A 14,661-nucleotide genomic window follows, 5' to 3' on the forward strand; every position below is an offset into this window, starting at 1 on the left:
TGATGGATGAATTAAGTATTTATAATCAGCTAAAACACCTGTCGATTGCACGCATTCGGCAGGTGTTTGCCAGTTGGCAGTCGCAGAATTTGCCGCGTCATTGGTTGGATGGCTGGCTACTTGCGGTGCTCAATCGACCATCGGTATTTTTGATCACGGATTCGGATTATGTGCCAAGTGATGATGAAGTGATACAGCTCAGCGGTGGCATCGCTCGGATGATGACTGGTGAGCCGCTGGCATATTTGACAGGGATGCAGGGGTTTTGGGGGCGTGAATTTAAGGTCAATGCCCATACGCTGATTCCTAGGGCGGATACGGAGATTTTGATTGAGACGGTGCTGGATATTGTCAAGCAAGGCAGTATCGATACATCACCACGCATCCTAGATCTGGGTACGGGCACTGGGTGTATTGGCATTACTTTGGCGTTAGAATTACCGTCATCATCGGTAGTGGCGGTGGATTATTCGCCGCAGGCTCTAGCGGTCGCCACAGATAACGCAAGCAGGCTTGGCACGGACAACTGCACGCTGATACACTCTGATTGGTATGATAAGATTGATGGCGAATTTGACATCATCGTCAGTAATCCACCCTATATCGCCAAAGATGATGCACATATGGCATCATTGACACATGAGCCAGTCACTGCGTTGGTCGCCGATCAAGATGGCTTGGCGGATATCATTAGCATCGCTCATGGCGTGCATCAGCACCTAAAAGCAGGTGGACTGATCGTCATCGAGCATGGCTATGATCAGGGGCTGGCGGTGCGTGAGATTCTGAGCAGTGTAGGACTTAGCGATGTGCGGACACTTAAGGATTATGGCGATAATGACCGCATTACGCTTGGGTTTAGACCTATCAGTGATTAATGGATAACATGACGACAACAAGCACAACAGACAGTTTAATCAGCACCCAAGCCAACCATCTAAGCGATGCTGAGTTGATGCGATATGCTCGCCAAATCCTACTCGATGACTGGGATATCGATGCACAGTTACGGCTCAAAAACAGCCATGCCATCATCGTTGGCATGGGCGGACTTGGCTGTCCAATCGCGACGATACTGACCCGTGCAGGGATAGGGCGACTAAGTCTTATTGATCATGATGATATTGATGTCAGCAACTTACAAAGACAGTCCTTATATCACGATGCTGATATCGGCAAACCAAAAGCCATCGTCGCAAAGTCATCACTACATCAGCACAATGCACTGACGGATATTGTGGCAATCACTGAGCGATTGACACAGGATAATGTGCAGCAGCTGATTGTCGGTGCGGATTTGGTGATTGATTGCACGGATAATTTTGCAATTCGTGATTTATTAAACCGAACCTGCCGAGCAAATCACTTGCCATTATTATCCACATCCGCCATTGCTGAGACAGGGCAGATTGCTCTATATACACAAGATACAGGCTGTTATCAGTGCGTATTTGGTGATGATACAGGTGATGAGATGACCTGTGCGACATCTGGCGTGCTGGCCAGCACTGTGGCAATCATCGGTGCGATGGCATCGCAAATCGCACTGAGTTTTTTGGGTAGGGGCATTAATGCGATTGCCAATCAACTATTGATTTGGCAGGGGCAATCAATGACGCTCAAGCATCTAAGCTATACCATCGATCCTGACTGTGCGGTTTGTAGCGGTGCTTGATTTTGGGTGTGAATACCATCATAATGCCACAGTACAATCGCTATTTGAATTATCGCATCAGTGCTATTACTGTTTATTACCATTAAAAAATAATGACTTATGCAAAATAAATTTACCAAAAATCCATTACAATTCGCCAAAAAACAGCTAAATCTAGGTGTCAATGTCCTATCTCGCCTACAAAAAACCGCCAGTGTCGCAGGCTTATCTGCCCTAAGAGTTGCCAAAGGCGATCAGATGGATGCGCAGCTCTTGCGTGAAGCCTTTGAGCAGATGGGCGTGACTTATATCAAGCTTGGGCAGTTTATCGCCAGTACGCCATCGATTTTTCCGCGTGAATATGTGCTGGCATTTCAGGGCTGTCTGGATCAGACGACGCCAGTGCCATTTGCCAAGATTCGCTCAGTACTGATTGAAGAGCTTGAGACCGATAGCCGTGGTTTGGGTGATATTTTTTCGTACATCGATCCTGTGCCACTGGCATCAGCAAGTATCGCACAGGTGCATAAGGCAGTGCTGGCAGACGGCAGACAAGTGGCGCTCAAAGTGCAAAAACCTAATGTCGATACTGTGATGCACACGGACTTGAGCGTGCTGCATAGTGTGTTTTGGACGCTTGAAAAGCTTGTGCCAAATCTTAAGGCAGCCAATCTTGCTCCCATCGTCGATGAGATGCGTGCTCGGATGCTGGCTGAGACGGATTTTATCGCCGAAAGTCGCCATATTGAGCAGTTTTTGGCACATCTAAAACAAGTCGGCAACACCAAAGTCACCGCACCGACTGTGCATCATGCACTCTCCACCAAGCGTGTGCTGGTGATGGATCTGTTGATGGGTAAATCACTTATTGACGACAGTCTGATATGGGATGGCACAGCAGGGCGAAACAGCAAGCAGATCATGAGTGATGTGCTGGATACTTGGTTTTTATCCTTGATGATGACAGGGGAGTTTCATGCTGATTTGCACGCAGGGAATCTGATGCTACTGGATGATGGGCGTATTGCCTTTTTGGACTTTGGCTTGATGGGTCAGATTCAGCCGAGTAGTTTGCAGGCGTGCTTTGGTCTGGTGCAGAGTCTGCAAATCAGCGATTATCGTGGTATGGCACAAGCGATGGTGAATATCGGCATGACGCATACAGCTGACAAGATGGATATTGATCGTCTGGCGGATGATTTGCACAAGATGCTTGGTAAAATCACGCCAAACACCCAGACAGCTGCAAAAGCAGATGCCAATAACGACAGCTTAAATGCCATGATGCTTGAGATGGTGGAAATCGGCAAACGACACGGCATCCATTTCCCTAGAGATTTTGCACTGCTTGTCAAGCAACTATTGTACTTTGATCGCTTTATGGTGACGCTTGCGCCTGATATGGAATTGTTTGAAGGTGAGCGTTTGGATTTGGTGAAGTTGAATTAACAAAATCTGCATTTTGATGGATTGGATATACCTAGTCTATCTAATCCATCACTCATTCATCCATCCAAGTCACGCCAACACTTGCAAATGCTCAATCAATACATCTGCCGTGCTTTAATAGACGCATCACAGTTGCGCTTATCAATCATCCATTGGTGTTTGAATAAAATATCCAGCCCGCTCCATCTCGCCTGCGATGGCAAATAGGGTCTTTTCATCGTTAAGCCGTGCAATCATCTGCACACCGATCGGTAAGCCATCACGACTTAGACCCAAAGGCATACTCATCGCAGGCATGCCGGTGATATTGGCAAGCATGGTGAACGCCATCTTGGATTGTACAGGGTGGCTTAATTTTTCTACGATGCCTGATTTGAGCAATAATTTACCAAATTTAAAAGGATTGCTAAGATTCATCATAAACTCATCCACAGGCTTTGGTGGCAGTTGTCCATGTGGCACAGCAGGTGTCGGTACGGTGGGGCAGAGTATGACATCGTAGTCCTGTAGCAGTTTATCCACTTGATAACGCACGCTGTGCCAGCCTTGTTTGGCATGTAATAAATCCGGTGCCGTCATGGATCTGCCAAACATGGCAAGATTTTGTGTTTGTGGCTCAAGGCCTGCAATCATCGCTTTGCCGTGCGTGCGCGCAATGTCATCTATCAAATGCGCCGTGTGACAACCGACCACCACCAAAAAGTCCTGCCACAAACGCTCGATGTCCACATCAGGCTCCGCTTCTTCAATGATATGCCCCATATCGGCAAGCCGCTTGGCGGTGGTGTGAAGGCAATCCATCACATCCTTATCAATCGGTGTATTGGCGACCAAGGGGTGTTGGTGCAGGGCGATTTTTAGGCGTTTGGGCGGTGTTTGGCTTGCTTGATAAAAACTGTCAGACGGCAATATAAAAGGCGCACCAAGCTCTGCACCGTTTAGCACATCCAGCATCATCGCACTGTCACGCACTGAGCGTGTGATGACATGGTTTGCCACTGCGCCAAGCCAATCTTCGCCCAAGACGGATGAAATGGGGTTTCTGCCACGCGTGGGCTTTAGTCCAAAGACGCCGCACCACGCCGCAGGAAAACGGATGGAACCACCGCCATCGCCGCTGGCCGCCATCGGTACAATGCCACTGGCGACAGCAGCAGCACTGCCACCTGACGAGCCGCCCGTGCTGTAGCCATGCTTAAAAGGGTTATGTGTGGGTCCAAAGGCTTTGGGTTCGGTGGTGATGATCAATCCAAATTCTGGGGTATTGGTTTTGCCAAAGCTGTTCAGTCCTGCTTGTTTGATGCGTTTGACGATTTCGTTATCGCGCTTTGGCGTGATGCGCACACTGCGACTGCCCATACACAAAGGCTCGCCTGCGTATTCGTACAATAAGTCTTTTAATAAAAACGGTACACCAAAAAACGCCCCCTGGGCAATGTTTCGCACGCTGCCAATGCCCGATCGTCAAAGCGGTGAATGATGGCGTTTAATTTGGGGTTTAGGCGATCGGCGCGATCTATGGCTGCCAGCAGAGCTTCTTTTGGGCTGATTTGCCCATCATCAATCAGCTTGGCCAGTCCAATGGCATCGTATTGACTGTATTCTTTGAACATACACGCTCCTTGTTTTTTGTGGTTTTAGTAAGTTCTAAATACTCCGTTATTGGCTCAATCCTAAGCTTATCAGATTTTTGAAATTGGTGATAGATGGGTTTTGCTGCAGGTGGCTGTAACAATGAACTTTTTAGCCTTTGGATGACACGGATTAAATGTTGCTTTTCTATCAAATGATATTAATTTCAATTTACAAAATACTTCTTGTTGGCAAATTACTTATTTATACTTAAGATTGAAAAAGATGGCATAAAAACGAGTTGGGGTCAAATTGGCAATTTACACTGTGTGTCAAAAAACACCTTTGGTCACCAAAGTGGACACCTTTTGGTCACCATCAAAATCGGCAGTGACCAAGTAAAGAAAAGTGGTCACGCAATAATACAAATAAACAACTACCCAAACCCTTGATTTTAAACAACAAAAAAGCCCAAACCGTTCGATTTGGACTTTTTAAAATTTGGAGCGGGAAACGAGATTCGAACTCGCGACCCCAACCTTGGCAAGGTTGTGCTCTACCAACTGAGCTATTCCCGCGTTGTGTGGCATATTATATAGCATAATTTGCCAGTGTCAAGCATTTTTATCAAAATTTTTATAATTTTAGCACTTTGACATTGTGATGGCCTTCACTCAGTAGTCGAGCGGCTTGTAGGCGGCTCATCACGCCTTGCTGGCAGTATAAAAGATAGGTTTTATGCTGATCGAGCGCGGCAAACTGTGCGGATAATTTATAAAACGGCAGGGCGATCACGGTAGCATCGACCTGTAAAGGTAGCTCATCTGCTTCTTCAGGTGTGCGAATATCCAGCACCACTTGACCATCTTGGATGTGATGTGTCACATCAGGCATAATGATGTCATCTGTCTGATTAAGCTGGCGAATATCTTGTACTTGAGCGTTAAAGGTGGCGTCTTTTAGAATCTGAAAGTCAAATTTGGCTTCTTGTGCCAAAAGTTTGTCCTCGACAGCTTTGACTGTCGGGGATTTTGAGATCACACCACAAAACTCAGGCATGGCCTTTGCCACCTCATAAGTACCGATTTGTTCGGTGATGTGTACGATGTCTTCTTTGTCACTGGTGATGAGCGGGCGCAGAATCAGTTTGCTGGCAGCCTTATCGATCATTGATAAATTGGTCAATGTCTGGCTTGCCACTTGACCCATCGCCTCACCAGTGACGATGGCCTCAATGCCAAAGCGTTCGGCGACCATGCTCGCTGCGCGCACCATCATGCGCTTTAGCACCACACCCATTTGCCCATCATCAATACAGCGCAAAATCTCAGCGACCACAGGCTCAAAATCCACCGTCACAAATTTGACTTTATGCGAATAAGAATAGCGTGACCACAGGTGATACGCCATTTGCTTCACACCGATTTCATGTACCGATCCGCCCATATTAAAAAACAAATAATGTACGCGACTGCCACGGCGCATGAACATAAAACTGGACACGCTCGAATCAAAGCCGCCTGAGATCAGCGACAGCACATCTTCTTGGGTGCCCATCGGAAAGCCGCCCAAGCCTGCATGGCGCGCCTTGATCAGCATCATCTTATCATCCTCAATTTCGATGCGTACTGTGACATCGGGATTTTTTAGCTGCACTTTGGCAGATGCGATGTGCTGATTGAGTCCACCGCCGACATAGCGCATCACCTCCATCGAATCAAACTCATGGCGGCCACGCCGTTTGACGCGCACACAAAACGATTTATTAATTAATTTATTTTCATATTTTGATAATGTTTTTAGAAAAATATCATGCAAATTCTCAAAAGCATACTCATCGACCTCCAAGATGTGATGGATGCCGCTGATGCGCTGCAAAGTCTCCAAAACGACAGTGTGCTTCATCACATCCTTGCTTCTCACCTCAATAAAATCCCAATGATGCACAACGACGATATTTGGATCAATCGGCAGTAGGGTGTTTTTGATATTGCCATTTAGGATTTTAACAAAGCGCTTACGTACCGAGTCGCTTTTCATGATAATTTCAGGAAAAAGCTTGATGATAAATTTCATGAGAATACCGATAAACTTAGCTAAGGATAAAAGTTGGCTATTTTACACCATTTTGGTACATTTTTTGGCAAATTTCACGCCAAAGATGGTTCTGATTGCTTGTGCTGTGTGGTGAACATGCATTTTTTGGCCGAGCAATAAAAAATATGATATGATGAGGTGTGAATCGCCATCGTTCGAATGATGGCGCCAAGATACCACCATCACACCATGATAAAAGGAAAAACAATGAGCTACACACCTGATTTGGTCTGGGATTATGAATCTGTCAAAGCAAAAGCTGGCGGCAAATTTGGCGGCACCAATCGCCCAACCGCTGGCGCAACCCACCAACAAAAGCTGCCCGTGGGCAATGAGCAATATCAGCTGTATTCGCTGAACACACCCAATGGTATTAAGGTCAATATCTTATTAGAAGAACTACGCAAATTGGGTAAAATCGATGGCTATGACGCCTATAAAATCAACATCATGTCAGGCGATCAATTTGGTTCAGATTTTGTGAAAATCAATCCAAATTCTAAGATTCCTGCCTTGCTGGATATGAGTACGGCACCAGCGACGCCCGTTTTTGAAAGCGGCGCCATTCTTTTGTATCTGGCACAAAAGCATCAAGCATTTATCCCAAGCGACCCGCATAAACACGCTCAAATGCTGTCGTGGCTGATGTGGCAGATGGGATCAGCGCCATTCGTGGGTGGTGGATTTGGTCATTTTTATGCCTACGCGCCTGAGCCGATGGAATATCCGATCAATCGTTATGCGATGGAAACCAAGCGACAGCTGGATGTGTTAAATCAGCATTTGGCGATGCATGAGTATATGGTAGGTGATGAATATACCATCGCGGATATGGCGATTTATCCTTGGTATGGCAGACTGTGTTTAGGCGAGCTATATGTTAGTGATACTTATGATGCTGCAAGATTTTTGGCGGTGCATGAGTACACACATGTGCTGCGCTGGGCGCGCGCCATCGCTGAACGAGCAGCAGTGCAAGCAGCACAAAATCTACAGCTCATACAGATCACATCTGCCAGCGATTAAGCGATTGTTATGTTTAAAGTCACTCAATCTAACGACACCAAGGTCTTGTTGCAGCATTTGGTGAGTCATTATCAGCAGGCAACCAAACAGGCGGCAGATGATGGCGGTAGTCCTAAGTTTGGCTTGGGCGCGATGGCTTTTGCACCTTTTACCGTGATCGTGCCATCGATGGTGCTGGGCGATTGGCTAACACGCAGTGTCGCCGATGAGCTTGGCATTAGCACGCTGTTCGTGGCGCAATTTTGGGGTCAGTACCAATGGCAAATGATCCAAAAAGTGCTACAAGCTGATGCCAAAGCACATCCACAAGACATGTTGATGGTTCCTGAGGTCGCAGTACTGTCTGGATCGGTGATGCGCTGGCGCATTTTTGGGTTTATAAGTGGCTTATCTGCTCAGACACTGCAAGCTATTATAGCTGATGACCAGCATCCACTGAATGAACTGGTCGGCGCCATCTATGATGAAAACCACCAAAAAATCCCCGAGCATCGGCTGTGGCAGAGCTGCGATGAGTTGGCAGCGGTGTATGTGCGTTATTTGACACATCGCCCTGAGTGGCTGCATGCTTGGACGGAAGATCGGCCATTGCCCGAGTCGGTCGAACACATGATTGCCAAAAAAGACAGATTCGCCAATGACTATGCCGATGGTGAACCAACACCTGAATGGCTGGTGCTGCGCTATCAGCGCCTTGAAGGGTTGCTCAGGTATCTATGGCATGAGCTGTTTGGGCCGGTGTATGCACACCGTGAGGCGCTTGAGGCTCGGTTTTGGGCAGTGCTTGATGGCGCGCGTACAGATGAGTTGGCCAAGCAGGCACTGGCTTTGCTGCCGAACACTTTATATCTATTTACCGTCCAGCAGATACCGCTGATTGAGCTACAATTTCTTAAGCGGCTGTCGGTGCATATCGATGTGCATCTGCTGCATTTTAATCCCTCAAAGATGTTTTGGGCGGACATCGTTGATAAAAATTGGCTCGCTACTCAGCGGATCATCAATCCCAAATCTGTCTATCTAAAAGACCATGGACATGCGCTATTATCAAGGCTTGCCAAGGAATCCAGAGAGACTTTCGCCATGCTTGCAGACATGTCAGGTGGCGAGTTTTATTATGAAAAAGTGCCAGATGGGCAGGTCGATCGCCATCAGCTTAATCATGACACTCCCAAGGATTGGCAGGTGCTTTGGCAAGATGCCTTTGTGGTGTCGGATCGCGATGATGCTGATCAGCGACTGCTTGATCAATTAAAAGCTGATATTTTGATGCTCGATGAGGGTTCATCGACCGAACAATGGTGGCAGCAGACCTTGATTGATGCGCTCAAGGCTGATGAGTATTGGCAAAATAAAATCCAGCCCAAAAGTCAGATGAACCTACCTTTGGCGACAGAGCATGCTTTACCAAGCTTAAGTATCCATGCGTGCAGCAGTCTTCGGCGACAGCTGCAAGTGGCGCGCTTGATCATCGCACGCTATCTGAATGAGCCTAATGCTGATGGTAGCGCACGTAAGCTGTCTGATGTCGTGGTCTATTTGCCTGATGTTAGTGAGGCTGAAAGTTTGATCCGATTGGTCTTTGATGATGGCGTCGGGATCGATGGTCTGCAGCTGCCAGCCAAAATCACAGGCACAACCAGCCGAGACATTGAGATGCTGATGCAGGCGATCAGCGGATTTTATCGGCTGTTGGGTGCTGAGGGTGCCAGATTTTATCGCGAAGAAGTGTATGAATGGCTGATGACGCCTGTTTTGTATGACAGCTTGGGCTTGGATTTTGCCTCGATGTCACGCGCGTGTGAGCTGTTGGATGCGGCAGGGTTTCGCCGAGGATTTGACACCGCTCACTTGGCCAAGACGCTGAACGAAGCGGATTTGGATTATCGCTATTCGTTCAGTTATGCGCTCGATCGCATCGTCGCAGGATTTTTGACGCCAGATGCTTCATTGCCCAGTACGCTGTTGCATCCTTTTTCATGGCAAACAGATGCCTTTGCCGAGGCAGTGCTGCCTTTGGCTGGCGTGACTTTGGCAGATGGACGCATTATTGAAGCTTTGTGCGTGATTCATCAAGCCTTATCTGAGTCGCGCGATCATTATCAGCAAGTAGCACCCGTGGAATATTGGCTGTGGCACATCGAACATCGCATCATTGACCGATATTTTGATAAATACCGCGAAACCAGTCAGATGCGCGCGATTTTTGAAGCAAAAAACAGCATCCAAGCCAGCATTCGTGCCAATAAGTTTTATCAGCGACAAGCAGGGCAGTCAGATCCTGCTGGCAGTGAGATCAGCCTATCCTTAAAATTCGTCCTTGAGAGCATTAGCGGCATGCTATCCTCACAGGCCATCAGTGCTGAGGCGACAGGGATGATCACCTTTGCCAGATTTGGGGCGCTGCGCAGCATTCCATTTGGCCTCACCTTAATGCTGGATATGAATTTGTCGGCATTTCCGCGACAAGAGCGGCAGGCGCGCATGGATCTGATGAAAGCAGGACTAAAGCGGCGTGGTGATCGCTATGCCGAAGATGATGATAACGGCGCTTTTTTGGATGCGATATTATGTACGCGTGATGCTTGTGCGATATTTTATACCGACACGGCAGAAGATGGCACGCTGCTACTGCCTGCCTCGCCGGTCAGTGAGTTGATTGAGTTTTTTAAATCCAATGTCCAGTGGTCCATCAGTGCAGGCGAGAATGCCGATGATGAAGTGGTACAATGGCAGTCTAAAATCGTCCAGATCGCCCCACAGCTCGTTGAGACCTTATTGATCACTCGGCATGCACCCACGCCGTTTGATGCATCACTGTTTTATCGGCAGAATCGTGATTTATCTGATCAAGATATAAGCGCCAGTCTTAACCATAAAATCGATCAGGCCAAGCATCTGCATGCCCATCATCTGCCACCACCGCCCATCATGCATCAGGTGCGACAGATTTTAGATACAAGATGCGACCAGCCTGCGATGATCAATTTGCCACAGGCCATAGACTATGAGGCCATCGCCGCAGCGCTACAGGCAAATATGACAGCAGATGCCAAGCCACTACAGGATCTGCTGGCGCATCACCACATCCAGATGCCGACCATGATTGCGCTTGATCAGCTACATCGCTTATTGATCAACCCTGCCAAAGGGTATCTACAGCGTAAGATAGCCCTGCAGCAGTCAAATGAGGAGATTGATCCTGAAGAGCCGCTGATGCTTGATGGCTTGGGTCGTTATCAGCTCAAAGATCTGCTGATCGATGCTTTGGCAACGGGCGCATTCGATGGTCAGTCGCTTAATCAGGTGATTCAGCCAACTACCATACTTCGCCAATTAAAGATGAGTCAGGTTGCTCCGCTATTATCGGTATATTATGACAGCGTATTGCCTGCTGGCGTGAACAGATTATCAAGTTTTGATGAGCAAATTTTAAATATCGAACAATTGATGCTGCAATACCATGCATCAATGCAGGATGTGGATCACGCGTGGGCGGATTTGGATGACAAGCAGTATTCGGCGATGATTACCGACACCGCTGATCAAACCATTTTGATCAATACGCCAGCCATACAGACCGCGATCATTGCCAAAGTGCCGAGCGCTCAGGCGGATCGATGGCTAAGGGTGCTGCCCAGTGCCGCTCGCATCAATCATCTGATGCGCTACTACCTGTCTCATCTGGCTTGGCAAATTCATCGGCAGACCACAGAAGACGAGGTGATCAAAGGGCATGGCAGCAGTTTTTGGCAGTTTGATAAACCCACCAACGATCTGGCATATTTTGGGCTGTACACCAAAGAGTGCCTAATCAGACTGCGTCCAATCACAGCAGCAGCAGCCGAGGTGCAGTTGGTAAATTTCATCGCATTTGCACTAATGCTACAAAAACAGCCCTTGGTGCTGCCTGCCATGCTTGGGCTTATGATGGCACATCAACCAGATGAGATGTCATGGGATCCAAAGTATTTTTCAGCTTGGCTTAATGGCGATTATGAAGAGCATTATGGCAGCAGCGCATGGCAGCTATTACTCAAAGACAGCGATGTGATGGCAGAGCTAACAAAGACAGCGCCGCTTGCACAGGTATTGTACGGGCAACTGCCGCAGATCTTCACGCAATCCGTGCAAATCAAGCCAGTACCATGATCTGATGATGCGCCAAGGCTTTATTTGGTTTAGGCGCATATCCCATATCTCTGTGAATCTTAAAAATGATAGCGTTGATGGCGATCTAACCGCTTGGTAAGATATTTAGCATATTAAGATGAGTATAATCTACCGTTAGCATTAAAATCGATGTCAAAGGCCATCAAATCTAGCTCATACAAAAACACCTTGCCAAATAGCAAGGTGTTATCAAATGAAAATTTGGTATCAATGAGGATTATTGCTTAATCGCCAAGCTATCAAATTTACCGCCGTCAGCAAAATAAGTCTTCATCACACTATCCCATGCACCAAAGACATCATTGACCAAAAATGTCGTCATCGCAGGGAATCTGTCACTGTGCTTGGCTAGGATATCAGGATTGCTAGGGCGTAGATATAGCTTAGCTGCCAGCTCTTGACCTTCATCGCTATATAGGTATTCTAAATAGTTATGGGCGACTTTATCGCTCACTTTTTTGGTGGCAACTGCTTCTACGACGGCGACAGGGTTTTCGGTTGCGACCGTGTAGCTTGGATAAACGACATCAAATTCACCCTTATTTAGGCTGTGAGCGATGTGATTGGCTTCGTTTTCGGCAGTGACGAGCACATCACCGATACCACGCTGGGTAAAGGTCGTCGTTGCAGCTCGTGCGCCACTGTCGAATACAGCGACATTGCCAAGTAGAGTTTTGATAAACTCATCAGTCTTAGCTTCATCTTTATTAAAAGTATGCAGACCATAGCCATAAGCACCTAAGAATGCATAGCGACCATTGCCCGATGTTTTTGGGTTTGGTAGCACGATTTGGATGTCGCTACGGGTCAAATCTGACCAATCTTTGATGCCTTTTGGGTTGCCTGCACGCACTAGGAATACGGTTGCACTGGTGTAGGGTACGGCTTTATTTGGTAGTTTTTCTTGCCAATTGCTACTGATTAGATTTTTACTAACCAATAAATCAATATCTGAATTTTGGTTCATGGTCACGACATCGGCTTGTAGCCCATTGGCGACAGACAGTGCTTGTTTGCTTGAGCCACCGTGTGATTGCTTGATGCTGACGGTGACATCTGGATTGGTAGTTTTGTAGTGCTTGATAAATAACTCATTGTATTCTTTATAAAAATCTCGTGAGACATCATAAGATACATTGAGTAGTTCGACCTTGGCTGCACCAGCATCTGCTTGAGCGCTTGCAGCTGGCTCAGATTTTGAGCAGGCGGATAGGCTGATGATGCTTGCGATGGCAAGCGCGCTTAGGCTGAGATTTTTGGCGTATTTCATTTGCTTTTCCTTAAAAATAGATAACAATCAGTTGATGTGCTTACTTTATCGAAACTTGTCAAATAGTTAAAACTCAAAAAACTTTCTTTATTATTCCAAAATCGCATAAGTGCAATTTATTTCAAGTAATCCCAAGTCCAACCAATAGCATCAGTTGCTACTGCAAGCTAATAAATATTGAGTACAAAAAAATCAGCCAAGACAATATCTTGACTGATTTTGATGGATTGATGGGGTTATTTGTTCTGTGCTTCTACAGCCAGTTGGTCATAGATACCGCCTTCGCTGAAGTAGGTACTCATGATGCTTGCCCAGTCGCCAAAGACTTCATTCGGGAAGAATGTCGTCATCGCAGGGAATTTATCCTGATGTTTGGCTAGGATATCAGCATTGCTTGGGCGTAGGTAGAAATTGGTTGCAAGCTCCTGCGCTTCATCGCTGTATAGGTAGTTCAGATATGCTTTGGCAGCGTCGGTTGTGCCTTTGCTATCGGTAACAGACTTGACAACGGCAACAGGGTTTTCAGCATTGACTGTGTAGCTTGGATAAACAATTTCGACATTGCCAAATTTGCCTTTGATGACATTGGCTTCGTTTTCAAAGGTGATGAGTACATCGCCAATGCCACGCTGAGCGAAGGTCGTTGTTGCAGCACGGCCACCGTTTTCAAAGACTTTGACATTGCTAAGTAGCTGTTTGGCGAACTCTTTGGTTTTGGTTTCGTCTTTATTAAAGCTATGTAGGCCATAGCCATAAGCGCCAAGGAATGCATAGCGGCCGTTGCCTGTGGTTTTTGGATTGGCGATGACGATTTCGGTGCCTTTAGTTGCTAAATCACTCCAGTCTTTGACGCCTTTTGGGTTGCCTTCACGCACCAAAAATACGATGGTACTGGTAAATGGAATGGCGTTATTCGGGAATTCTTGACGCCAGTTGGCATCGACCAATTTGGCATCGGCGAGCAGTTCAATATCTGAGCCTTGGTTCATGGTAGCGACATCTGCTTGTAAGCCATTTTTCACCGATAGGGCTTGTTTGCTCGAGCCGCCGTGTGATTGTTTGATTTCAATCTTGGCATCTGGATGCTGTGCTAGATAGTGTTTTTTGAAGATTTCATTATAATCTTTATAAAAATCTCGTGATACATCGTATGAGACATTCAGTAGCTCAATCCCGCCTGCCGCCGTTGTGGTTTCGGTCTTGGCAGGTTCGGTGGTTTCAGTTTTTTGTTCAGATTTTGAGCAAGCGGTTAGCGCAAGGCTTGCACCTAAGGTGACTGCAAGTAGTTTGGTGGTTTTAAAAGTTGTCATTGTCTTTACCTATGGTATCGTGAATATTCATCATAAGCCAAAGCTTATAAAACCAGCATACTTTACAAAAAATCTTTATGAAATTCTAACACCAAAATTGACTTTGCATT

The 14,661-nt window shown here is 46.7% G+C and carries 10 protein-coding genes and 1 tRNA gene; 5 read left to right on the forward strand and 6 right to left on the reverse strand.

What is annotated here, in order from left to right:
* Positions 1-2 precede the first annotated feature (2 nt).
* The 3 genes from prmC to AZ602_RS05585 all read left to right on the forward strand — a co-directional run bounded on the left by prmC (position 3) and on the right by AZ602_RS05585 (position 3,103).
* Positions 3-878: a peptide chain release factor N(5)-glutamine methyltransferase gene (gene prmC, locus AZ602_RS05575; RefSeq protein WP_103034079.1), complete on the forward strand. Its 876-nt coding sequence runs from the start codon at positions 3-5 to the stop codon at positions 876-878.
* Between the two features lie 8 nt (positions 879-886).
* A complete protein-coding gene (locus tag AZ602_RS05580; protein WP_103034104.1) occupies positions 887-1,675 on the forward strand; it encodes a HesA/MoeB/ThiF family protein in 789 nt (262 codons plus the stop codon).
* Positions 1,676-1,774: 99 nt separating this feature from the next.
* Complete coding sequence (locus AZ602_RS05585) at positions 1,775-3,103, forward strand: AarF/ABC1/UbiB kinase family protein (protein WP_103034080.1); 1,329 nt, start codon at positions 1,775-1,777, stop codon at positions 3,101-3,103.
* 141 nt (positions 3,104-3,244) lie between these two features.
* Here AZ602_RS05585 and AZ602_RS05590 read toward each other — a convergent pair whose 3' ends face one another.
* From AZ602_RS05590 to thiI, 4 genes are all read right to left on the reverse strand, one after another.
* Positions 3,245-4,549 carry an amidase gene (locus AZ602_RS05590; protein WP_227525185.1) on the reverse strand — a complete coding sequence of 435 codons (1,305 nt, stop codon included), beginning with the start codon at positions 4,547-4,549 and terminating at the stop codon, positions 3,245-3,247.
* Entirely contained in the window at positions 4,501-4,716 is a 216-nt protein-coding gene (locus AZ602_RS10200; protein WP_227525186.1) for a hypothetical protein, read from the reverse strand. Before AZ602_RS10200 ends, AZ602_RS05590 begins: the two co-directional genes overlap by 49 nt.
* 461 nt (positions 4,717-5,177) lie before the next feature.
* Positions 5,178-5,253 (reverse strand) — tRNA-Gly (locus tag AZ602_RS05595).
* A 58-nt stretch (positions 5,254-5,311) separates the two neighbouring features.
* Positions 5,312-6,751, reverse strand: a complete 1,440-nt coding sequence (gene thiI, locus AZ602_RS05600) for a tRNA uracil 4-sulfurtransferase ThiI (protein ID WP_103034081.1) — start codon at positions 6,749-6,751, stop codon at positions 5,312-5,314.
* A gap of 228 nt (positions 6,752-6,979) precedes the next feature.
* On the opposite strand from thiI, the gene yghU reads away from it, so the two are divergent.
* Positions 6,980-7,798, forward strand: coding sequence for a glutathione-dependent disulfide-bond oxidoreductase (gene yghU / locus AZ602_RS05605; protein ID WP_103034082.1), 819 nt, complete (start codon positions 6,980-6,982; stop codon positions 7,796-7,798).
* Between the two features lie 9 nt (positions 7,799-7,807).
* The gene (locus tag AZ602_RS05610) at positions 7,808-11,950 is read left to right on the forward strand and encodes an exodeoxyribonuclease V subunit gamma (RefSeq protein ID WP_103034083.1); all 4,143 of its coding nucleotides are present in this window, start codon (positions 7,808-7,810) and stop codon (positions 11,948-11,950) included.
* Positions 11,951-12,188: 238 nt separating this feature from the next.
* Here AZ602_RS05610 and AZ602_RS05615 read toward each other — a convergent pair whose 3' ends face one another.
* Entirely contained in the window at positions 12,189-13,241 is a 1,053-nt protein-coding gene (locus AZ602_RS05615; protein ID WP_103034084.1) for a sulfate ABC transporter substrate-binding protein, read from the reverse strand.
* Between the two features lie 236 nt (positions 13,242-13,477).
* Complete coding sequence (locus tag AZ602_RS05620; RefSeq protein ID WP_103034085.1) at positions 13,478-14,551, reverse strand: sulfate ABC transporter substrate-binding protein; 1,074 nt, start codon at positions 14,549-14,551, stop codon at positions 13,478-13,480.
* Between the last annotated feature and the right edge of the window lie 110 nt (positions 14,552-14,661).

Source organism: Moraxella sp. RCAD0137 (assembly GCF_002894025.1).
Classification (GTDB): Bacteria; Pseudomonadota; Gammaproteobacteria; order Pseudomonadales; family Moraxellaceae; genus Moraxella; species Moraxella porci.